The sequence below is a fragment of the Flavobacterium salmonis genome, assembly GCF_903819435.1.
Lineage (GTDB): Bacteria > Bacteroidota > Bacteroidia > Flavobacteriales > Flavobacteriaceae > Flavobacterium > Flavobacterium chungangense.
Genome location: NZ_CAIJDP010000079.1, coordinates 185,148 through 210,539 on the forward strand (window position 1 = coordinate 185,148; position 25,392 = coordinate 210,539).

The 25,392-nt window shown below is 35.0% G+C and carries 12 protein-coding genes; 1 reads left to right on the forward strand and 11 read right to left on the reverse strand.

The window, feature by feature from the left end; translation table 11 throughout:
- Positions 1-7: 7 nt before the first annotated feature.
- The 6 genes from FLACHUCJ7_RS17290 to FLACHUCJ7_RS17315 form a co-directional block, all read right to left on the reverse strand.
- Positions 8-3,370 (reverse strand): SusC/RagA family TonB-linked outer membrane protein, encoded by a 3,363-nt coding sequence (locus tag FLACHUCJ7_RS17290; protein WP_180909782.1) that lies wholly within the window; start codon positions 3,368-3,370, stop codon positions 8-10.
- 377 nt (positions 3,371-3,747) lie between these two features.
- Complete coding sequence (locus tag FLACHUCJ7_RS17295; protein ID WP_180909783.1) at positions 3,748-4,899, reverse strand: glycoside hydrolase family 88/105 protein; 1,152 nt, start codon at positions 4,897-4,899, stop codon at positions 3,748-3,750.
- Positions 4,900-5,071: 172 nt separating this feature from the next.
- Positions 5,072-6,316 (reverse strand): DUF2264 domain-containing protein, encoded by a 1,245-nt coding sequence (locus FLACHUCJ7_RS17300; protein WP_180909784.1) that lies wholly within the window; start codon positions 6,314-6,316, stop codon positions 5,072-5,074.
- A gap of 158 nt (positions 6,317-6,474) precedes the next feature.
- Positions 6,475-10,569 (reverse strand): hybrid sensor histidine kinase/response regulator transcription factor, encoded by a 4,095-nt coding sequence (locus FLACHUCJ7_RS17305; protein WP_180909785.1) that lies wholly within the window; start codon positions 10,567-10,569, stop codon positions 6,475-6,477.
- A 145-nt stretch (positions 10,570-10,714) separates the two neighbouring features.
- Positions 10,715-13,831, reverse strand: coding sequence for a glycoside hydrolase family 2 TIM barrel-domain containing protein (locus FLACHUCJ7_RS17310; RefSeq protein ID WP_180909786.1), 3,117 nt, complete (start codon positions 13,829-13,831; stop codon positions 10,715-10,717).
- A gap of 288 nt (positions 13,832-14,119) precedes the next feature.
- On the reverse strand, positions 14,120-15,802 hold the full coding sequence (locus FLACHUCJ7_RS17315; RefSeq protein ID WP_180909787.1) for a GH39 family glycosyl hydrolase: 1,683 nt from the start codon (positions 15,800-15,802) through the stop codon (positions 14,120-14,122).
- Between the two features lie 470 nt (positions 15,803-16,272).
- Between FLACHUCJ7_RS17315 and FLACHUCJ7_RS17320 the strand changes: the two genes are divergently transcribed.
- On the forward strand, positions 16,273-17,739 hold the full coding sequence (locus FLACHUCJ7_RS17320) for a glycoside hydrolase family 130 protein (RefSeq protein ID WP_078228116.1): 1,467 nt from the start codon (positions 16,273-16,275) through the stop codon (positions 17,737-17,739).
- A 423-nt stretch (positions 17,740-18,162) separates the two neighbouring features.
- On the opposite strand, the gene FLACHUCJ7_RS17325 is transcribed toward FLACHUCJ7_RS17320, so the two are convergent.
- The 5 genes from FLACHUCJ7_RS17325 to FLACHUCJ7_RS17345 all read right to left on the reverse strand — a co-directional run bounded on the left by FLACHUCJ7_RS17325 (position 18,163) and on the right by FLACHUCJ7_RS17345 (position 25,361).
- Positions 18,163-18,939: a TIGR03915 family putative DNA repair protein gene (locus tag FLACHUCJ7_RS17325; protein WP_180909788.1), complete on the reverse strand. Its 777-nt coding sequence runs from the start codon at positions 18,937-18,939 to the stop codon at positions 18,163-18,165.
- 5 nt (positions 18,940-18,944) lie between these two features.
- A complete protein-coding gene (locus tag FLACHUCJ7_RS17330; RefSeq protein WP_180909789.1) occupies positions 18,945-20,204 on the reverse strand; it encodes a putative DNA modification/repair radical SAM protein in 1,260 nt (419 codons plus the stop codon).
- Positions 20,205-20,417: 213 nt separating this feature from the next.
- Positions 20,418-20,759, reverse strand: a complete 342-nt coding sequence (locus tag FLACHUCJ7_RS17335) for an L-rhamnose mutarotase (protein ID WP_078228119.1) — start codon at positions 20,757-20,759, stop codon at positions 20,418-20,420.
- A 20-nt stretch (positions 20,760-20,779) separates the two neighbouring features.
- Positions 20,780-22,768 (reverse strand): glycoside hydrolase family 97 protein, encoded by a 1,989-nt coding sequence (locus tag FLACHUCJ7_RS17340; protein WP_230408855.1) that lies wholly within the window; start codon positions 22,766-22,768, stop codon positions 20,780-20,782.
- Entirely contained in the window at positions 22,737-25,361 is a 2,625-nt protein-coding gene (locus FLACHUCJ7_RS17345) for a glycoside hydrolase family 31 protein (protein WP_180909790.1), read from the reverse strand. The genes FLACHUCJ7_RS17340 and FLACHUCJ7_RS17345 overlap by 32 nt, the downstream gene beginning before the upstream one ends.
- Positions 25,362-25,392: the final 31 nt, after the last annotated feature.

Genomic DNA, 25,392 nt, shown 5'->3' on the forward strand with positions numbered 1-25,392 from the left:
GTAATTTTTAAAGTGAAACGTTAAAACCTAAATTAAACATTCGTGTAGCAAGTCCACTATTATATGCTCCATCTGAATTCTTTCCTCCTGTTTCCGGGTCTCCGTAATATTTCCATTCGCCTGAAGCAGCCCATGTAGCCACGTTCTGACACGAAGCAAAAATTTTGAAATTGTTCACATGCAGACGATCTAAAAGATCTTTAGGAAGCGTATAAGCCAGCGAAATATTATCTAAACGAATGAAACTACGGTCATATAATTTTTGTGTTCCGGCTCCTGCAGGTCCTCTGGCATCAAGGCGTGCCCAATCATTGGTTGGATTATCAATTGTCCAATACGGATTTACAAACGGATTATAATTGTTAGTATACAAACTACCGTCGTTATACGTATTCATATAACGTCCATCAAGCGATTTGTGCCCCATGTACGAATACATGTTAATGGCCAGATTCCAGTTTTTATAAATCCTGAATTCATTACGTAACGACCAGTTGATTGGTGGTGCTTCCTGGCCTAAAAACTGTTTATCTTTTTCATTATAAATTGGTTTTCCATTCACATCATCGGCAGTGTAACTGTTTTCGACTTTTGGATCACCGGGGCGCTGTCCATACTTAGCAGCTTCTTCAAACTCTTCTTTTTGCCAGATCCCGATTACTTTATAATCCCAGATTTGAGAAATAGGTCTCCCGATAAACCACTTATTGGTCTTATCATCTGATTCTTTAGTGCCAATAACATTGCCATTTGAATCCTTAACATCTTCCATATTGCCATATAATGCATTGATGGTATTCTTGTTATATGAAAAAGCAATGCTGGTAGTCCATTCAAAGTTTGGATTTTTTATATTTATTGTATTAAGGCTTATCTCAATACCTTTGTTTTCAACCTCTCCAAGATTAGTGGCAATTGATCCAAATCCGGTAAAAGGAGACAAACGTTGATTCATGATCATATCATGGGTAATCATTCTGTAAACATCTATGGTACTTGTAATTCGGTCATTTAAGAAACCAAGGTCAAGACCAATATTGGTTGCTTCTGTTTTTTCCCACTGTAAATTTGGATTTGCCATACGATCAATTCCTAAGTATTTCACATCAACAATATTCCCTGATGCATCGATATAGCCCATTGTTGCGCCAGTACCTGAGGCTAAGTTTGCCAAAGCCAGATAGGGGTCAGATAGTGTTCTGTTTCCGTTTTTACCCCATGACAAGCGCAATTTACCTGTACTCATCTTATCCCAATTGAACCAGTTTTCTTTATTAAAGCTCCATCCTGCTGCTACAGAAGGAAAAACTCCATACGGATCTGTAGATCCAAATGCGGAATATCCATCACGGCGTATCGTTCCTGTTACCATATAACGATCATTAAACGAATAGAAAAGTCTCGCCATTAATGCATCGGCTGTTTGATGCGTGTCGTTTGATGAAAACGAACTATTAGCAAGTGTTGCATTAGCAATATTATGAAACCCTAATGCATCTGATGGCAGAATATTATTTGCATCAATACGATCTGACCATGTTTTAAGTTCCTCAGCTTCCTGAACAAAAGTGGCTATAATATGGTGTTTTTCGGCAAATGTATAATCCCATGTTATTGTATTATTCAGGTTCCATGTAAAATTTTTACCGTTTTCTCTGTCTACTCCTATGGTAGCAGCATTCCAGCCTTTGTGACCTGATGACTGGAAATAACGATTGTAAAAAAATTGATATCGTGGAGCAACATTAAAAGAATATGTAATTCCAAAAGGCAAATTTACCTTGGTATTGAAAATGGTATTCAATACCGTATATCCTTTCTCAAGTTCTATAAATTGGCGGTCGTAGTAATAATTATATCCTCCGATAGTCTGCCCCATTGGCTGTCTGGCATATTCGCCGTTTGCTTCCTTAAATACAGAAAAAGGACTGTTTCTCAACATATTTGCATCCCAGTAATTAGTCCCTGTACCTACGGCTATGTCGCCATCTGTACGGTCCTGAAAATTAATATTTGCCCCAAATTCCAGCCAGCTTGTAATTTTAGCATCCACTTTCATATTGGCACGAACTGCCTCATAATCGTTACCCTGAATAGCTCCTTCTGATGTTAAATAGCCCAAAGACATATAATAATTTACTTTATCATTTGCTCCGGAAACACTTAAATTATGGTCATGATTGATTCCTGTTCTAAATGTACTGTCATACCAATTGTGTGTTTTTCCCTCTGTAAAATTTTTTAAAAGCATAGGGTCAGTGATTCCCAAACGCAGTCCCCATACTTCATTCAGGCTTTTTCCCTGAGTTTGTCCCGCCGGTTGATACCCTAACCATTGGGCCTGAGTTATACCATATTGATCTAATTGGTCAGGGCTTGTGTAATACCCCGGTTTACCAGCAGCTGTTCCTGTCATCCATGCTTCGTAATTTCCTGTAGCTGTATTTTGACCATACGTTTTAGCAGTCTCCCAATCCTGACGGTATTTTATATACCCTTGCGGAGAGTACACATCACGATAGGCACTTTCATTGACAATGGTCGTGTTGGTAGTAACATTTATGACAGGCTTGCCTGTTTTTCCTTTTTTGGTTGTAATAACAATAACCCCTGCTGCTGCTTTAGAGCCAAAAATAGCTGTTGCGGATGCATCTTTTAAGATATCTATCTGACCAACATCATCAGGATTAATTTCTGAAAGCTCACCATAAAACTGCATTCCGTCTAAAATAATAAGCGGCGAGTTATGTCCGGCACCATCAGGATTGTAAACAGAAGTCTGCCCGCGAACCTGTAAAGATCCGCCTCCTTTTGCATCAGCTGAATACCCAACTTTTAAGCCTGGTACACCTCGTAATAAATCCTGGACAGTTTGTGGATTTTGATTTGCTAAAGCTTCGGGTTTCACCTGAACAATCGCTCCTGTTAAATCCTTTTTCTTCATTTTACCATATCCCACCACCACTACTTCCTCTAAAGAAGCAGTATTCTCCTTTAATTGTATAATAACATTAGATTTATCTTTTACTGTAATTTCCTGAGTTACATAACCAACAAAGGAAACTATCAATACTGAATTTTGATCTCCTGCTAAACTAAATTTTCCATCAAAATCTGTTATAGTACTTATTTTTGTTCCCTTTATCAAAATAGTGGTTCCTGGCAACGGTAAACCGTTTTGGTCTTTAACCTGTCCATTTATGGTACTTTGCTGCTGTAGTTTTTCTAATTTAGCAATACTTGCTGAATTGGTGGTGGATGCGTGCACCTGAGTCAAAGAAACTAACACACAAAACAGTGTGAGTTTCTTTTTAAAATCAAATCCGGATACGTAATCAGGAGCCTTAATCTTCCTAATAAAATTTGTCATCTTTGGTTGTAGTTTGGTTAATTGATTCGTTAAGTAAGTTTGTAATTATAGCGGTATTCAATACTGTATTTTAATAGTATTTTAATCTTCAGCAATAACTTACTCTGCAAATCTAACCTAACACTTTCCATCAAAAGGGGGTAATTACAACATTATAAAAGGGGCAAATCAGCATATTATCATTTAAATTGAATTTTTTTAGGGCTCTAATAAAAAAATAGCTTTTAAAATATGTAATACATAATTATAAAGTAATCTAAAACAAAATTTTTAATTTAGGATTCAAAAGTCCTAACATGAAAAACACTTCAAAATAAACGTATAAAAATGCAAAAGGCTGTCCGCAAAGACAGCCTTTCATTATAAAGATTAAATAATTATTTTACAAAACGTGCCATCTCAGAAGCTGCCAGTAAAAAAGCGCCAACCCCAAAATCAGCGGTAGAATTTTTATCAACTACCTGCCCTGGAATTGCTTTTTCGCCAATTGGCTGTAGGTATCCAACGGTACCATCTTCCTGAAGTGCAAATGTTGTTAAATAATTCCAGGATTTTTCTACAACAGGCAGATAGGTTTTCTTGTCTAAAATTCCATTATTGATTCCCCAAAGAAAGCCGTAGGTAAAAAAGGCTGTACCGCTTGTTTCAGGTCCCGGTGCATGTTCAGGATCCAGAATACTTCTTGTCCAGTAGCCCTCTTTTTGCTGAGCTGTCGATAAAGCCTGAGCCATATCTTTAAAACGTTTAATGTATTCATTTCTATGTTTCGCTTTTTTTGGCAAATCCTGTATAATTTTGGCATAACCGGCAAAAATCCAGCCGTCTCCCCTTGCCCAAAAGTCTTTTTTACCGTTCGTAGTTTTGTGTTTTGGATAAATATATTTTGCATCCCGGTAATATAATTTTGCTTCATTATCATACATAATACTATCCGAATATTGTAAATATGAATGCAGTTTTTCCAGATACATTTCGTTTCCGGTAACGTTGTACAGCTTTGTCATTACAGGCATTACCATATACAATCCGTCAACCCACCACCAATAATCATTTGCTGAAGTACTCATTTCGTACTCCATAACTTCGCGGGCACGGGCAATTTTACTGGGATCGTTTTTTCCTGTAAAATTGTATAAATCAATATAGGTCTGAAAACAAATCTGCCAGTCTCCAAACAAAACATGTTTGTCAGTTTCTCCATAATTGTATTTCCACTCCGACTTGTCATTTGATTTAGCCCCCATCCATTGATTTTTCTCGGCCCAGACCAAAGAATAATTCAGATATTTTTTGTTTTTAGTCACTTTGTAAGCTTCCATGTTTCCGGTATGATAGGCTGATACATGCCAAAAAGAATTCCCTGGTTCAGGATGTGTTTCCTGCCAGTGATTGTTTACTTTATCAATAATCGAAATAACTTCTGCCTTTGATTGTTTTATTGTAGATTTCTTTTGGGCTGTACTTTTGGAACTAAAAGCTGTTAAAGAAGCAGCACTTATTAGTAGAAAAAATGATTTTTTAAAATTCATTTGGTTATGAGATTAGATTAGTATTTTGACTTATTTGGTTTAACTAATTTAAAACTAAATATTTTACAAACTAGTGTTATCCTGAGCGGAGTCCAAGGCTTTTAGATCGAAAGGGCTTCGACTCCGCTCAGCCCGGCATCCATTTTTAATTAACCCTATTTTGTTATTTCTATTATTTTTCCGCATGGTCAATTGGAATTTGCTGACCAGACCATATTTTCTTTTGTGTCCACGGTTCATAAGCCTCACTCCAAAACGAATCTGTTTCCGGTAAACCCAAAACTAAAAAGGCTTCTGAACACAAATATAAACTTCCTGTAGAAATATAACCTTCTCCAATATTGTTCTGATGGCCGTATAAGCCTACCTGAAGCCAGCCATTTTTATCAAAAGTACCTTTTACCTGTATTTGATTGTGAATCATAGCATATAAAGCCGACCTAACCTGAGCTGGTGCAACCTCTTTTGGCAGTTCTTTCCAAAGTGCAATTTGAGATAATAACTGAAAAGCTCCAAAACGATACGCCAATGATCTTCCAATAGGCGGATAAGTTCCATCAGGCGAAATTAATCTTTCCTGAATAGCAGCATAACGTCTGGCTCTCTTTAACTCGATATCATAATCGGCTTTGTAATCGTTATTTATTTCTTTCAATACTGTTAAAATATCCAATTGCATCGGATGAATTACAAAACTGTTGTAATAATCCCAATGAAAATCAGGGCCATCACCATAGGTTCCGTCTCCCAGATACCATTTTTTATGTTCAGATAAAGCATAATTCAATCGGTTAGTATCAGGATCTTTATCAAATTTAATTATGGCCGTTTCTATCATTCCTGCAAAAAGAAGCCAATTGCTATGATAGGGTTCAATTGTTCTGGTTGATTTTAAAGCTGTAATTACATTTTCTTTTGTAACGGCATCCAACGGCTCCCAAAGCTGTTTTGGCGCACGAAGCAAGGCTTGCGCAAAAAATGCTGCATCTACCAAAGGTTGTCTGTCATTTACAAAATTCATAAAATCTAAACTGTTCGGATCAGTTGCATTATGAATTGATTTTCGTGCTAAGTCAATATATTTCGCTCTTAGTTTTCCTTCCGGAGTTTCGTCAGAACCTAATTCCAGCCATGGAGACATTCCTGAAAGTGTTCGCCCAAAAGCCTCCAAATAGGTTACATTAGTCCTTTCGTCCCACGCGCCGGGAGATTTTTCTACGGGCATCAATTTTTTTAACTGATTTTTGCTCAATGCATCCAATACAGGATCGCCTATTTTGATTAATGAAGCCACAAAAAATTCCCGCACTTTTTTAGGGGAATCTTTTTGAAGCTTTTTTGATTGGGATTGTAAACCTGTAATAGCTGTAAAATAAGCAAACCCTACTAAAATAGCCTTTTTTAAATAATTATTCATATATCTTTTATTTATTCATATATCTTTTACACTTCTTAATAACATTTGTCATCCTGTGATCATTCGCCTTCGTTCAGGATAAACTTGATCAAAGGCCTTTTAAACGCAAGAGTTTTGAAGGGCTTCGACTCCGCTCAGCCTGACAGTAGTTTTTCAATTCATGTTGATTTCCAGAAACTTTCATTCAAAATATATTTATTGTCCTTTACGTTTTGATATTTTTTCTTAAACTCCGAAGGATTTAAATTATAAAATTGCTGAAAATGTTTTCTGAAATATTTAATATCACCAAACCCTGCCATTGAAGCGGCTTCACTGATCTGCAAATCGGTAGTGATTAATAATGTTGCTACTTTTCGCAATCTTACATTTCGGGTAAACTCAGAAACGGATTTGCCTGTTATCTTTTTAATTTTTTTATAAACTAATGAATAGCTCATTCCCAGTTCAATAGCCAGATCATTTACATTAAAGTTTTCTACATCCAGATTGGCATCAATTATGTCTACAATTTTATCAATCAGCTTTTTGTCTTCATCTGATAACTTAAGATTTGTAGTTTTTTTTGTAACCGAATTGAGCAGATAGTTTTGTTCGCTGTCGCGACGGGTAAGGATACCGTTAATTCTGGCCAGTAAATAATCATTATCAAAAGGTTTTGTAATATAATCGTCTGCACCTACTTCGGCTCCTTTCAACTTTACATCTTCTGAAGTTCCTCCTGTAAGCAATATTACAGGAATATGCTTCAACTCCTCATCAGATTTGATATGCTTACAAAAAGCCACACCATTCATTTCTCCCATAACAACATCAGAAATAACCAAATCTGGCTGTACTTTTTTGATTATTGTTAAAGCAGCTTCTGCATTTTCAGCAGCTGTAATATGGTATTTGGGAGATAAAATTCGTTTTAAATAATTCCGTATCTGCACATTATCATCAACAATTAAAATACTTTTGGCATCATTTACTACATCATCAATCCTTTCAGGTTTTTCTATCGTCTGCAATACATTTTCATGAATTATCGTATCATCAAGGATTTCTTCTAAAAACAGGGTTCTGTCATTTAAATCTTCGCGGATTTCTATATCTCCAAAATGCTCTTTTCCGAGCCATAATTTAATTTCAAAAATAGCTCCCCCGTTCTCATTGTCAAAACAGTTCACCTGTCCGAAATGCTGCTCAACAAATTGTTTCACCAGATAAAGACCAATTCCGAATCCTTTTCGGTTATTTTTGATGTTGTTATTTGACTGGTAGAATAAATTAAAGATCTTATCCTTGTCTGCATCCGGAACTCCTTCTCCATTATCAATCACGCTTATAATCACTTCATTACCTACACAACGTAAATTAACAGTAACCTTTCCGTTTTCTTTCTCCGTAAATTTTAAGGCATTTGAAATCAGATTAAAAAGGGCCATTTCTATTTTTTCCCGATCTACATAAACCAATAGCTTTTCTTCGGAAATACTAAAAGTGTAATCTATTTTTTTAGTTTTGGCATGATGTACAAAACAGCTAAAAACCTCTTTGCTTAGTTCTACAATATCGATCTGTCCAATTTTGAGTTTTCCTGTTTCTGTTTCAGTTTTTCTAAAAAGAAGCAGCTGATCGACCAAACTAAGCAGTCTTCGGGAATTACTGTACACCATTTCTATGGCTCCCGGATCGATTTGCTGTTCAGTACCATAGATTATTTCTTTCAAAGGGTTTATGATCATTGTCAACGGCGACCTGAACTCGTGAGAAATATTGGTAAAAAAAGTCATTTTTTTCTCGTTCAGTTCTTTTTCCTGCTTCGCCAAATCCTGGGAAAGTTTTACCTCGTATTTAAGATGTGCCTGCTGACGCTGGTATTTATCGACTAAATAAATTACAAATACGATTGATAGTACATATAAAAAATAGGCGATACTGCTTCTGTACCAAGGTGGTAATATCGTAATGGGTAATGAAATAGCTTTAGAATTCCAGATTCCTTCTGCATTTGTAGATTTAATTTTCAGCACATAATCACCTTCTGTCAGTCTCGAATAATTTGCGCTTCTGATGTTGTCGACATAATGCCATTGCGTATCCCATCCGTCTAAAAAATAGGAATATGAAATTTTCTCGGGCAAACTGTATTCTAACGCCGCGAAGTCAATATTGAGCATGGATTCTTCATAAGTCAGTTCTAATTTATCAATTCCAAAAGTAGTTAAACCCGACTTTTCGTAAACTTTATTATTGACTTTTATGGAATTGATAATCAATTTAGGAAAATCGTGAAGCTGACTGTTTCGTTTTGGATTTATAATATTAAAGCCTTTAATCCCGCCAAAAAGAATTTCTCCGGTAGAAAGTTTCAGGGCTGCATTATAATTGAACTGATTGCTTTGAAGTCCGTCTGTATCATGATACGTATTTATTTTTCCGGTTGATTCATTATAGACGAATATTCCGTTATAAGTACTGCACCAATAAGTTCCTTGTTTATCCTGAACGATGTTTAAAACCGAATTGTTTGAAATCCCGTTTTTCTGAGTAATGAATCTCTTTGTTAAGGTTTTTGGATTAAAAATCAGTAATCCCCTGCCTTCCGTACCCACAAGCATTTTTGTATTTGAAACAGCGATAATAGACCTTACGGGGTAATCAATATCAATGACCTGACTTTTCATTGTCTGAGGATTGAATTTGGTAAGTGTCGTAAAATTACCTAACCAGAGATGGCCCTGTGCATCTTCTGTAATGGAAATAATTCCCCTAATTCCGGCATCAACAAAATCAAACTGATCAGTCGTTTTATTATAATGATACAAACCTTCTTCATCTGGTGAGGCTGCCCACAAAATATTATTTTTACCGCGATACAGTACCCAGACATTCTTTTGAACAATATTGTATTTTGGATTAAAAAGCCTGTATTTTTTAAAATTTTTAGTCTGGTGATTAAAAAAACAAAGCCCTCCGCCATAAGTTCCAAACCAGGTTCCTGCATTGTCTTTTTCGATTGAGGTCACAAAATTATTGGATAGTGAATTGGAATTGTTTGAATTATATGCATAATTGATGAAGGTGTTGGTTTTTCTGTTCCATAAGCTAGCTCCTGCCCCATCAGTTCCTATCCAGAGATGATCGCTGTCCTGCTCCGATAGTGAAAGAATAAAATCACTGGGCAAAGTATTGGCCGTTTTTTCATTTTTTGAGATCGTTAAAAAAGGGCTTTTTTTACTCTCTACTCTGTTTACCCCGCCTCTTAATGTACCAATCCAGACCCGGTTGCCACTATCGTGATACAAGGATGTGATAGCATTGCTGTTTAGTTTTTCATCATCGAAATTTACATTTAGAGAAGAAAATGAATCTGTAATAAAACTGTATTTTACGACCCCATTCCCGTTTGTAGCAATCCATATTTCCTTTGAGTCAGGTTTAAACATAAAATCGGAAATAGGATACCGTACTTCCTGATTATGATAAATCTTAGAAGTTTTATTGATTGTATTGTATTTTAGTAAACCTTCATCAATACCAACCCAGATATTTGAAAAGGCATCGTAAAAAATACTGGTTCCTTCCAGAATTTCAGAAAAAACGACAGATAGTTGGTTAATTTTAGCATCTAGAACTACGATTCCGACACCCTGAACAAAGCCCCATAATCTTCCTGATTTATCAAAATCTATTGCCTGAACATGGTAATCCCATTGTAATTTTCCGTTTATCGAGAGAGGCAGAAACCGAATCTTTCCTCCTTTTTTGGAGCAATAAAGCAGTCCTTTTCCGGCTGTAGCAATATATAGCCTGGTTTTATCATCCTTAATCTGGTTGACAACAAAATCAATCGGTTCACTTTTACCAGTTTTAGGATTTATGCACGATCTTGTGCTAAAACGGTTCGTTGCATAGCTATAAACACTAATACCGGCTTTTGTGGCAATCCAAATTTCATCCTGAGTTCCGCAGATGCTTACAACTCTGTTATTAGCCAAAGAATTGGTGTCATTAGGTTCATTTCTATAATTTAGAAAATTATATCCGTCATAACGGCTTATTCCGTCATAAGTACCAAACCACATTAGACCGCGTTTGTCTTTGTAAACAGATGTAACAGCGTTATTGGCCAGTCCGTTTTTGATGCCCAGATAACCAATATCATATTTTTCCTGTCTGTATTTAGGTACAGATGAGCCTAAAACCTGTGGTTGAGCTGTGTAAGTGACTACGAAAAATATCAATATCAGAATGTTGTTTTTCAAAATAATAGTATGTAGGGTTAAAGTATAAATTTAAGCCAGTTTGAATCAAACAATAGCTTCAAAAGTCTTTAATTTCAAAAAATCAGAAAAACCTATGACCAGACATCATAGGTTCTTCTAAGCAAACATAAAGAAAAACGTTAAATTAATTCACTAACGAAATTGTATAAGTATAACTGTATTGTTTGTCCTGTAATCTATACTGTTCATGAGGCAGACTTCCCCAACTGTCATCACCGCCCACTCCTCTTTGTTTGTAATCTATATGCAGATAAACCGCTTCTTTGGAATTTAAATTCAAATCGAAAGGATGACGCTGTGCCTTATCTTTTCCAGGATCTAAATCTTCTGTCGAAATGTTCAATGCACTAAAACCAAGAGGTTGCTGTCCCTCAATTTTTACTCCCTGTCCTTTATTATTTTTTAAAGCCAGCCAACGAACATCAGTTTTGTAGCCCCCCTCCTGAGGACGGATGTAATTTTTGGTATACTGATTTATAACTTTATCGGAGTATTCACCAATAAATGAAGCTGAATTTCGATCTGAATAATTTTCCCACGGACCTCTTCCGTAATAACTTAAATTGTCGTAGTCTCCATTTAATTTTAAACGCATTCCAAAACGTGGAAGTTCGGGTAATTCTTTTCCGCTCATATCAACTGCTGCAGTCACTTTTATCGAGCCATTTTCCTGAATCAGGTAATTTACCGTGTAAGGAACATCAGCCTGTTGTAGTTTATATGTAACTTTTATAAGTAAACCATCTCTGGTGTTTTTATCAAGATTAACACTTACAAGAGTCGGTTTTTTTGAAGCCTCTTTCCAGATAACCGATTTATTCTGCATTCCGTTTCCAAAGTCATTATCGGTTGGAGCACGCCAGAAATAAGGTATTGGGAAGGCGTTAAAAATTGCATTTACTCCATTTTTCAGAGTATATTTCAGGATTTCTCCCTTTTGTAAATCGAATTCTCCAATGCTATTTTCTGTTTCAAAATAAAGCACATTGTTTTTAACCGAATGCTTTAGCTTTGCACTTTTTTTTGCAACAGCATTACTGGCAAAGTAATTTCCTTTTCCTACAGAAAATTGTGCTCTTGCAAATTCATATCCTTTTGATACTAAGGGTTCATCGAATTTTGAAAGTGCAAAAACATTTAAAAAATATTCTGAATTGTCATCAACACTGCCCATATCCAAAGATACTTTTTTGCTTTCTTCAGGATTTGCTTCCAAATCAAAAGTCCCGGATTTTATTACTGTTCCATCCTTAATCAACTCCCATTTAAAAGCATATTGAGACAGATTGGTGAAATTATAATGATTGGTTACAATTAAATCCTTCTCGTTATCAAGCTGAAATTGAATATTTTGATACACTTTTTTAACTTCTGATAAAGCCGGTTTTGGAGTTCTGTTAGAAAAAACCAGTCCATCAGCGCAACCATTTTCATCATTTTGGAGATTAGCACCTCCTAAATCGCCTCCATAAGCCCAATAAACTTCTCCTTTTTCTGTTTTGGATTTTATCCCCTGATCGATCCAGTCCCAGATAAAACCGCCCTGCATGCGTTTACTGCTGTTGATAATATCCCAGTATTCCTGAAAGTTACCACTGCTGTTTCCCATTGCATGTGCATACTCGCACATAATGTAAGGGCGTGTTTTATCTGAATTTGCATAATTTTTCATACTCTTGATACTTGGGTACATAGGTGCCACAATATCCGTGTTTTTATTTTCCCCTGCCTGTTCAAACTGAACCGGACGAGTGGTATCAACTTTTTTTAACCAATCGTATGCATCGTAAAAAACAGGGCCGTTTCCGCATTCATTTCCTAATGACCAGACAATAATTGACGGATGGTTTTTATCGGTTTCAAACATTCTTTTTATACGATCAAGATGCGCAGGTACCCATTCCGGCAAATAAGCAGGATGTTTCGTTTTGTCAAACCAGTTTTGCCATTCTGCCCCCATTCCGTGTGTTTCGATATTAGCTTCATCTACTATATAAAAACCGTATTCATCACATAAATCATAAATATGGGGGTCATGTGGGTAATGACTCATCCTAATCGCATTTATATTATGTTCTTTCATTAATTGTAAGTCTTTCAAAGTCGTTTTCTCACTTGGAACATGTCCTAATTCATCATCATGCTCATGAATATTGACTCCTTTTACCATTACAACTTTACCGTTTACGAGTAATCGTGCATCTTTGATTTCTACTTTTCTGAAACCTGTTTTTTTGGAAATAATTTCAAGCACATTACCTTTATTATCAAGTAATGAAATGGTGTAGCGGTATAAATTTGGGGTTTCAGCATTCCATTGTTTTATATTTTCAATGGTTTTGGCAAAGTTGATTTTTTGGTCTTTACTGCTCACTTTTTTGCTTTCAGAAAAAACAGTTTTTCCTTCATTATCAAATAGTTCTACTTTTACAACCGGATTTTTTATTTTATTATTCTCAAAATATTTCAGGGTAATATCAAGATTAAAAATTCCATTTTTGTATTGATTGTCCAGTTCGCTTTTTACAAAATAATCCCAAATTGCAGTTTTTGGCAGTGCCTGTAAATAGACATCACGCTCAATACCGCTTAACCTCCAAAAATCCTGATCTTCTAAATAACTGCCATCATGCCATCTAAATACCTGTACGGCAATGAGGTTATTTCCTTTCTGTAAAAAAGGAGTGATATTAAATTCGGCCGGAGTTTTGGATGCTTTTGTCATCCCGACTTCTTTTCCGTTCAGGAATACTCTTGCATAACCTGAAATCGAACCAAAATGCAATATGATTTCTTTGTCTTTCCAAGAATCAGCAATTGTAAAAGTACGTCTGTAGGTTCCAACAGGATTGTAATTTCCATCTATAAAAGGCGGATTTTTAGGATGCGGATAGGTAATATTGGTATAAATAGGAATATCAAACCCTTGTATTTCCCAGTTAGAAGGCACCTGTATATTTTTCCATCCGGAATCGTTCAAATCTACTGCATAAAAATCTATAAGTCTCTGAGACGGATCTTTTACAATATTGAATTTCCAATTGCCATTCAGACTCTGATATAATTCTGATTTTTTAGGATCATTATTTTTTAACTCAGCTTCACTGCCAAATAAAAGAAACGAACTTCTCCCAACTTCTTTTCCACGATCTGTGATTTGAGGATTTTCCCATTCTTTGTTTTGGGCAAAATTATTTTGCAGGCTTAAAAACAAAGCAAACGCTATTACAATTTTTTTCATTTATAAAATCAGGTTTTAAAATTTATTACTTTCAGATTTTGTTTTAAAGAAGTTCTTTCAGAAACAAAAGCAGGTTCACAAATTTAGATAACAGAAGATAAGGCAAGAGGGGCTTTACAATAAAATAGAAGGGACAAATCAGTAATAACAGCACAATACACTGATAACAAGGTCAAAATTCAATACCTGATACGTTCCCCAAATTTTAAAAAGAAGAATCATTTTATACAGAGATGACCAGATCATTGACTAAAAAATAATTTTAAGGATTATTTTAGTTAATCAATTTTACCAATCCAGTTTTATTAAGGCTACTGCCTGACGTTCCATTTTTAAAGGTACTTCTATTTTGGCTGCAGTTACTTTTATTTTCCTGGTGGAAATACATTTAAGTTTTCCGGATTTTTCAAGTACATCGATTTGTTGTTTTGTTGGATTTTGAGGCGATCCCATATTTTTCCAAACTTCGTAAGAATTACTGTTGTCTTTGTCAATTAAATAAATACTTAAATTAACCTTCCTGGCCGGAATATTTTCAATAAAGACATTTACAATTTCTGTTGGCCCGGTTTTGTCAACATCATGATAATTCCACACCATTACTGCTGCAGATTTTAAATCCTTAGAAGCCAGTGCTCCAATATCAGACTGAGAACCTCGTACACTGGATTTTAAAATCTCCTCTATAGCATACATACGATTACTTGTTACGTTTACTCGTTTACCCGACATCATTCCAAACATTCGGAATACATTTAATACCGGTTTATCCACTCCATTGGTTGCAAGATCACGAAAGCCATAAAACCATGGCTGATTCTCAAATTCAAATGACCAGGACACTGCTCCAAGAAAATTAGCTTTTGTCTGATCTGCCAAAATGTATTTTCGTGCAAAAGATGCCGCTGTATAACTCGAATACATGGTTCCGTTACGGTATGCATTCTCAGGATTGGTAGCCATACCACAAGCCGCACATCCTTCCGGATCCGACTCCCCGATAATGATCGGAAGTTCTCTTGTTTCCGGATAAGACATTGTGAGTTTAAAACCGGTTTCAATATCATTTAATTGTGGCGCCATATCCATTCGAACTGCACCGTCTACAAGCTTAGGCCATCCTTTTGCATGAAAAAGAATTGCCTCCATTGGGGCTCCTTTTTTGCCTGTAGCATAATTTACACCGTTAATGCAATGTTTAATAAAATCATTTGTCCACTCCTGAGCACCTTTACCTCTTGTACCCGCAATATTAATACCCCCAATTTTTGCAGTTGGAAGTGCTTTTTTAAGTCCGTCAGCAGCATAATCATACATTTTAAAAAACTCTTCACGAGTACCTTTCCAGTAATGACCGTTTGGTTCATTCCAAACTTCCCAATACCAGCTTTCGACTTGTTTTTGCCCATAACGTTCAACGGAGTGTTTTACCCACTCATACACAAGATTTCTCCATTTATCATAATCCTTCGGCGGATAAGCCCATCCGGTAATAATATCTGTGTAAGGATCTCCGGGTTTCCAATAATGCCTGTATGGCGTTGGATTTGTTGACAATGCTTCAGGCATAAAACCTATTTGTGCCAAAGGCTTCATACCTCGTGAAACATAGTTATCAAAAATACTGTCAATAATTTTCCAATTATATATAGGATTTCCGTTGCTGTCTTCTGTATAAGCATTTGTCGAACCCCATTTTAAGGCAGCGACACCATCACCGCTTACAAGAAGACTGTGTGTACGAACATACACTGGAACCGGACTCAAAGCAGCAATTTCGCTCAGAAGTTTTTTACCGTCTTTCATGTAAGTATAATTTGGCTCATCGTATCCAAACCATGCCCATACCGGTTTCATGGGTGCAATTTCTTTAGTAAGGTCTACTTGAATTTTAGCACTTTGTGCATAGATGGATGGTGCAAAAAAATAGAGTATTATGGCACTCAGGGAATATTTTAATAATTTTCGCATAGGTTGGTTTTTTATGAGGTGGAATATTTTGAAAATTAGTTTGTATTTGAATTAATTTAAATTCTAATACCGCTACTTCATTGTTATCTCTTCTAATTTTATTATCAAATGTTATAATTGTAAATAAAACACTTATAATAAAATTAAGACAAATAAAAATTACGAACAAGTTATTGTTGATTTATATGATTGTATCATCTAAAAATGATCTCTAATTATTTATAAAAAATAATTTTATAAATTAAAAATTTAAATAAAATAGTTTAAAATGCTATTTATCAGTTTTTTAAATCAAAAATTAACTTAATTTCATAAAGCTATATTTACTATATAATTTCTGAAATATCTTAGGAAACCATAGAATTGTTTAAGAATTTTAACAAAAAATAAAGGTTTTTTATTAACATATTCGTTAACTTCAATAAAAGTAAAATAATGTTTTTCTTCAATTATATATAAAAAATTAAACTATGCGAGTATCTGTTATCCGAAAAAATATAAAATTTACCCCAGATTCTAAAAGAGTTGTTGCACGATATTTTATAAATGGTGATGAACGGACCAAACAAATGGTAATTCGCATAATGGCGCTGGATGACAGACAAGTTCTGGAAACTTTAGAACAAACGCTTCGTGAGTTTGCAAGACGTCATCGGAATATTTCGGCTATATTTTTAAGGCATTGCGAAAAAATCAGAGAGGTAATTGAAAACATGCAAATCGATTATGATACACTTTCTCTTGATCGAAAAATGCTAATAGGTTCGTATTGCACTATGGAATATGCTATAGAATCTGCAGCTATTTTTAATCCTTCAATTATAGAAGACTTTGATCAAACAGGTCTGGAAGCCGGTGAAAAACGTGTGATTATTTCTTTTCGTGCAACAGGCGAAGGCCATATTTCATCAATTGTATTCAGAAGAGGGATTTTAGACAGGGATAATAACCTCCAAGTGATGAAAATTGGTCATCACATTGATAAGGCCGAAATTATACATAAATCTTTTTTTAATAAAGAGCGATTTTTATTGAAGTTATCCGAAATGCATACACAGGATAAATACATCACACAAATTATGCAGGATCTGCCGGATGAATTTGAGTATACTGTTTTAAAAAACATTGTAAACACCGCCTTAAACGATCCGTCGATTCGTGAAGAAAGAAGAATGGCACTGAACGAAATAATCTGGCTGGCAAAATCATTTTATGACCTCGAATTTAAACATGACTCTGATATAACAGAACGTGTTATATTTCCAATATCTGATTCAGAAAGCCGTGGTATTGAGGACGCCCGTTTCGTTCGATTTACAGACGACGATGGATCCTCTCGTGTGATGGCTACTTATACAGCTTATAATGGGCATACTATATTACCTAAACTTATTTCTACTGAAGATTTTTATACATTTAGAGTCATGCCTTTGCATGGTGCCGGTGCTCAAAATAAAAACCTGGCTCTGTTTCCCAGAAAAATAAAAGGTAAATATGCCATGCTTGCCAGAATCGATGGTGTAAATAATTACATCATGTATTCTGACAGAGTTACACAATGGAACACCCCTATTCTACTTCAGGAACCACGATATACCTGGGAGTTTACTCAAATAGGAAACTGCGGATCACCATTATGGACTGAAGAAGGCTGGCTTGTCATTACACATGGTGTAGGTACAATGAGACGTTATTGCATTGGTGCTTCATTGCTTGATCTTGATGATCCTTCTAAGGAAATAGGAAGACTTACAGAGCCTTTACTTTCGCCATTAGAAGATGAACGAGAAGGATATGTACCTAATGTTGTGTATTCCTGCGGAGCAATCATTCATAACAATAGCCTTATATTACCTTATGCAGTTTCAGATTATTCTTCTACTTATGCTGTGGTAGATATGGCCGAATTAATAGATGCTTTGAAGAAGAGTAAATAGAAATTTAAAATGATTTTTTACAAAATATAAATCCTGTTTCATTGAAATGGGATTTATATTTTTAAGGTAAGTGCCCAGGAATAATTAAATTACTTATTTTCAATCAGCCATAAAATAGGTATAATGAATTTCATTTTGCGCTCTTAAAACTTAAAAAACCCAAATAAACTGATTTAAGCCTTCTTTTTTGTTTTTATGAAAGTTTATATCGCGTTTTTAAAAAAGCCTCTCTATTTAGTTCTGTTGAGGTTATTTTTAATAATAAAAATTTATTATTTAGTTAAAACCAATAGTAAATAATAATAATAATAATAATAATAATTGCAGATTATTACATTTTAAGCACATTAAAATTTAAAAATCTCCAAAACTAAAAAATGACTATAGTTTTAAGTTTTTAGAAGATTTTTAAATTATACCTAATTACTTATTTAAAGTTGGAATTTTCTCTATTAAATTTTTCCAATAGCGTTTAGGCATATGCTGTACATGAAGTTTCATGTTTTTTCGGGATTCTATATTGACACTGCTGAAATATCGACGCCATAAGTTCTGAAAAAACTCTTCTTTTTCATCACATATTTCGGTTAAATGTTTAGAAGAAAAAGTTTGAGAATTAAACTGCATCTCTACTACAGAAACATTTTCAAGATCATAATAAATACCATATTTACGTTTTGCATCATAAATTAGCCAACGTTGATCTGCATAACGTTTTTTAAAATGATTTTCTATCAGAGGCAGCACATCACAGTCTGGTTCAATGATGGCGTAATACAATTGATCTTTTGTTAATTTAAAACGAACAAATGCTTCCATACGATGCGATTCTTTTCCGGTGAGACGGGCAGCCTTTTTAAGGCTCCATACAGCATTGTTGGTAAAATCTTCTTCGACGTTTTTTGTATTAGCCAATACGTGTTTCGTAAATTGAAGCATGGTTTCTTCAATCTGTGGAACTTCGGATAAAAATGCTTTGTACATACTCGTAAGACCTCCTGTCGAAAGACGTTTTTTCAATCCGTCTAAAACACGTTTTGCCTTAGAAATATCTGTTATAACCCAATGAGAATCTGCAAAAAGCAAAGTACCGGAAGTTTCTTTTTTTGCAAAAACTATATCTGAGAATTTATATTCATAAATTTCAAAGACAGCTGTAAGCCAGCCTTCATAAGTCCCATCGTAAATTACTTCTGTCATTTTGTTTAAAATAATGCAAGCTGATTTGAGAAGTCATTTTTATATTTACTTTTTTGAGAATTTAAAATATGATCCTTGATTTGGATGGAGGTTAAATCCCTTTGTAATTGAAATGGTGTCGCAAAGGCGAGAAAATATTTAGCCCGAGAATAAGCTATTCCCATTTTTTGCAAATCATGAGGCATTATTTTTTTAAATTTTCTTGCTGCGACAATTTTCGTAGCACTCAAATATCCAATTCCGGGAATACGCTTTATTAGTTCTAAATCGGCTGTATTAATATCAACTGGGAATTGATTCAGATGGCGTAAAGCCCACCCCAGCTTAGGATCTATATCCAGATCTAGATTTGGCTGATTAAAACCGACTATCTCATTTACATTAAAACCATAATAACGAATCAGCCAATCAGCCTGATATAAACGATTCTCACGTATCATTGGAACCGGTGTACCAATTGCGGGAAGACGATTATCATAACTAATAGGAACATAACCCGAATAATAGACGCGTTTCATATTCATTTGCTGATAAAAATAATCTGCCATACCCAGGATTTCAAGATCGCTTTCCTGTGTTGCTCCTATTACCATTTGTGTGCTTTGTCCTGCAGGAGCAAAAAGTGGTGCTTTATAATTTGATTTTCTTTCTTCTTTGTATCCAATAATCTCGTTTTTAAGATATTTCATTGGATTGATCACATCAACATGATTTTTATCGGGTGCCAGTAATTTAAGACTTTGTTCAGTTGGCATTTCAACATTTACACTTAAACGATCAGCATACAGACCAGCCTCTTTTAGTAATTCATCACTGGCTCCGGGAATTGCTTTCAAATGTATGTAACCATTAAAATTATATTCCAATCTCAATTTTTTGGCAATTCTTACCAAACGTTCCATCGTATAATCAGCGTTATCAAAAATACCCGAACTCAAAAACAGCCCTTCAATATAATTTCTTCGGTAAAAACCTATGGTAAGATCCACTACTTCTTCTACCGTAAAAGCGGCTCGTTTCACATCATTGCTTTTTCTGCTTACACAATAAGCACAGTCAAAAATACAATGATTGGTAAGCAGGATCTTTAGCAGTGATACACACCGTCCATCTTCAGTAAAAGCATGACAAATTCCGTAACCTTTAGCATTACCCAGTCCTTTATTTTTATTCTCACGTTTGCTTAGTGCAGACGAACATGAAACATCATACTTGGCCGCATCAGCCAATATGCCTAACTTCTCCATCACTCTCTCATTCACCATTTTGATTCTATTTATTGTTTTTTTTAAACTGAAAATTTATCACAATCAAAATTAGTTATTTATCATAACAAATTTTTTTTATTGTCTGTTCTAAATTGTATCAAAAAATCTAAACAATAATTAAAGACTTTTGCTTCATTTGAGCAAAAATAAGCCTCCAAAGATATTGACTTTGGAGGCTTTATAATTTAGATGAAACTGTAATGTAAAAAATTACAATTTAAAAATTTGTTCCATAGGTAACCACTTCTCTCCTTCCTTTGCAGTTGGAGGGGCTTGTTGAAATTTCCACATTAAATTTTCCCATTCCTGAACTTTGGGGTTTTCGTTATCCATCTTTTGTTTGCGCTCGGGACTAAAGGTTTCATCAACTTCCATAATCATAAACAACCTGTTGGAAAGTATATAAATTTCCATATCTAAAATCCCCGAATCTCTAATGCTTTTAGTGATTTCGGGCCAGGTACTACTTTTAGAATGATATTTTTTATACTGTTCTATTAATTCCGGATTATTAACCAAATCACAGGCATAACATAGTTTTTTTGAAGTCATAATTTTTTAAATTCTGTTTATTAATTTTTCATTGTACTTAACTTCTCCAAAACTGCTACAAATCCTCCTCTTGGCAGACATTGAATATTCAAAATATCTCCTTTTTTTACTTTTATTACTTCAACAGCGAATGATTTATCATCTAAGCCGTCTTTAATAAGTTTTAATTTAAAATTTCCGACATCAAGAAAATCGAAATTTATTTTTAATGTTTGCAATTCGTCTTTACCATTAAGTCCTCCCAAATACCATTGTTTTGCTTTTTTTCGGGCTATAATAATTTTATCCCCAGGAAAACCATCCAAAAGTTTGGTGTTGTCCCAGGTTACAGGAACATTTTTTAGAAATTCTTTGGGCTCTGGAGACAAATTGATATAAGCTTCTGGTTTATCGGCAAAATGTTGAAAACCAGATTCAAAAACTACTGATAGTGCCAGTTCGTGTGCATATGATGTAATGTGAGGGTGTTGCGAATTTGAAAAAGTTACCGGTGTATAATCCATCGAACCAATTACATTTCTGGTAAAAGGAAGTGTTGTATTGTGTACTGCTGCTTTAGAAGTAAGAACGGGTTTGTTATTGTACCATTCGGCACCATAAACGGCTTCTGTAGTCATTAAATTCGGATATGTACGGACCCAGCCGCGCGGCACTGTTGTGCCATGAAAATTTACCATTAACTTATATTTTGCCGCATCTTTCAAAATAGCAATACCATATTTCATCATATCCTGTTGGTCACCGGCAAAAAAATCAACTTTAATACCATATATTCCAATTTTATTAAGCCAGGCAAATTCTTCAGCTCTTTTTTCAGCTGTTAACAAACGGTCAACAGGAGTTGGTTCAAGCCATGAAGTTCCCGAATTATACCAAATCATAGGTTTAATACCTTTGCTTTTAGCATAATTTGCCGCATCAGTTATATTTCCGCCGTTACTCATTGCATCCCATTCCCAGTCAATAAGAAGATAGGGCCAGTTCATTTCAACAGCCAAATCTGTATATGCTACCACTTTTTGATAATCTTTAGATCCATGATTGTAAGCCCAATAAATCCAGGAAACCGCACCCGGTTTTATCCAGTTCGTTTCTGTTAATGTATTAGGTTCACTGACATCAGTAATCAAAGTTGATTCTACTATATCTGATAATTGACCAATGATTAATGTATGCCATTGCGAACTCCATGGTAAGTTAGTTTTAACTCCCGTTTGTTTAAAATTATCTCTGGCTGAAGCATAGGTTACTTTGTACTCGTTTGGATTTGTAGCGTTATTTAATTTTGCAGCGCAATTATTCTTAGATATATTTGCCTCAGAAATTAATACCCAAACAGGATTATTATTTATTTTGAATAAGGCTGGAAATCCCCATTCTTGTTTATCTTTATCGCTCTTACCTGTGTCTGAAAAAGGAAAAAAATCTTCATACGATTCAGTATATTTCTGCAACCAACGATTAGTAGCTGGTGGAAAAACATAAGTGGTGCTTTCGTCTGTAATATTAATTAATGAATCTGTTTTCTCTGTAAATTCATAACGAAATGCTACTCCGTCATTATAAACTCTAAAAGCAATTTTTAAGGGTTTGTTATTCGAATTTACATATTTGAAGACTTTTTCAGTTCCTAAATTAGCACACAATTTTCGCTTACCGGAAATCATTTCATATTTTTGGTTAATCTCTTGCATTTTTGATTCACCCACAAATTTCAGGTTATTAGTAAACGGCTGATCTTCTCTGTAGATACCCATCGGTGAATTTGGCATTACTTCAATATATTCCAATTTGTTTTTATACAAAATTTTGAAGTATACTTGTCCATACGGCTTTTCATTAAATTCTTTTTGAGAGACAATAACCTTAATTTTTTTATTTGGGGATACAATTTCCTGAGCATTTATTGTAAACAAAGTTGAAATAAGGAGACAGAATATTAAATACATGTATTTCATTGATCTTACTTTGATGTTTTTATTTTTTTCGAATAACAATACTATTTCCATTGTATTTTACCGAAACATTTGTTTTTACGTTTTCTATACCAATACCGTTTGATTCATCAAGCCAAACAATATTAAAAACCCGGTTTTCAATTAATCCTTTAAAAATTCCACCTTTTCGTTTTCCAATGGTCAACGTTTGTTTTTGTTCGTTCCATTCAAAAAGTATCGTCGAAAAAGCTCCTTTCTCATAGTTATAATTTACCCCTTCATCTTCATAAAGTTCAAACTTGCCATCAGCTCCTGTATACACTCTAATTTGTAATGTATCGGCTTTTTTTTCATTTGTATACTGCATTTTTTCTCCCATTGGAATTACAGAACCCGATTTTACATATAAGGGAATGGTCGAGAGAGATGCAGCTGTTTGTACTGTCTGTCCGCCTTTATAGTGTTTTCCTGTCCAAAAATTAAACCATCCTGATTGGTTTTCCGGCAAGTAAACATCCCAGTTCTCCACACCTTCTGAAACAACAGGGGCAACAAGAAAAGCTGAACCAAACATATACTGGTAATTTTGCTGAAGTGCTTTTGTATCATTTGCAAAATCCATTATCAATGGCCGCATCAAGGTTCCGTTTTTAAAAGTGATGTCAGCTGCCTGCGAATAAATATAGGGCATTAGGCGATAACGAAGGTTTAAGTATTTTAAAGATTCAGTTTCTACTTTCTCACCATATCGCCAAAATTCAGTATTCGTTTCATATCCGTGTACTCTTTGTAATGGACAGAATGTAGCAAACTGAAACCATCTTAAAAAGCGTTCGTGAAATTTAGTATCTGTGTATTGACTTTTACCGGGACGGAAGAATCCTCCTGAATCGAAAGTCCACCAGGGCAATCCTGTTATCGAATAATTTAATCCGGCTGTTAGTTGTCTGCGCAGGGTTTCCCAGTCGTTACCTATGTCTCCGGTCCAAACGGCTGATGCATAACGCTGTTGTCCGGAAAACCCACTTCTTGTAAGAATAAAAACTCTTTTATCCGGAGCATCTTTTCGTAAACCTTCATATACTGTTTTTGTTACGTACATCGGATACACATTTCGCATCTGCTCTCCTGGAGTTGTTCCGTTATTTATTTTTCTATTTACCAAATCATCATTTTCCGGTTCAGTAGCATCCTGCCACCAGGCATCAATTCCATAAAGTTTTAAGAGCTTTTCACTAAAACTCTTCCAATAATAATTTGCTGCATCGGGATTAAAGAAATCTACCCATTGGGTATTTGGGATATAATAATTTTTCTTGTCAAATTCTTTACCAAGTACACTTTCTTTATCAATTTTGGACCAAACAGAAAGCATCAGCCTCATATTCATTTGATGCAGTTCTTTTACCATTGCAGAAGGATCGGGATACATTTGTTCATCAAATTTCATCGAATTCCATCCGTATTTTCCCCAATATTGCCAATCCTGCACAATTAAATCCATTGGTATTTTTTTCTCTCTGAATACTCGGGCATTTTCAAGCAAATCATCCTGAGTGGTAAAACGTTCACGACAATGGATATAACCTAAAGACCATATGGGCATAAGCGGGGCCTGTCCTGTCAGGTCACGATAGTTGGAAATAACTTCATCTGAATTTCCGGCAAAAACAACATAATCCAGCTTATCAGCGACAGGAGATCTAAAAACGGTTTCATTAACAACTTTGTGATAATACAATACAGGAAGATCATTTTTTTCTGCTGTAACCACAATATAGTGTTTACCTGCCGTTAGTTTAACCAATATACTCGTTGTGGGAGGCAGCCAATGGTTTTTAAAATTAATAACTTCTTTACCATCAATGGATAACTGCCATTTTCTGGCCATTTTTTGCCCTACATCTAATAGAATCGCATATTCAGCATTTTCTTTAACCTCAAAATTTCCGGTAAAGACACCGTCCTGGCGAGTCTCTTTTTGATTTCCACTGGCAGTGGTAACATCAACTGTGATGGCTTCTCCACTTGTACCTGAAGGCTTTAAATTCACAATAGTATCGGCAGGATTAAAATCAGTAAGTCCGTAATTATGCCATAGCAAACCATAGCCTTTGCTAGACATAATAAATGGTATGGCAATTTGTGTATTTACCTGAGTTAACCTTCTGGGCAATCCCTTAATATCCAAATATCCGTCCTGAAACTGACCTGTACCAAAGATATATTCGTCAGGTAAAGTACTAAACCTTTGCTCAGCAATGTGGCATGGTTCTCCTTGTACTAAGCCTGATTTAAGAATACGTCCGCCTGATTTTTCGCTAAGAAAAACCTTTCCTTCGTAATTGCGATAAGACAATGCACCACTCTTTTTATCTACTACAACGGTCATTTTTGATGTAGCAATTTCAATTAATGTGCCTGACTCCGAAATCTTAAAATGTGGCACCTTAACTTTTGAAGTAAAAACTAATTCAGGAATTTGACTTTTCTTTTCCAGTCCATACTGAACTCTGATGGCATTTTCAGTTAAAGGACTTAAATGTAATTCTCCTTTATCGAGAGTTATAACTACTTTATCAGTATGTTTTTTATAACTCTTAACCACTTGTCCAATACCAAACACTGGAATAAGCAAGACAAATAAAATTGTTATTTGCTTCATTGTTTCAATTTATTTTTATAAGAATTCTAAA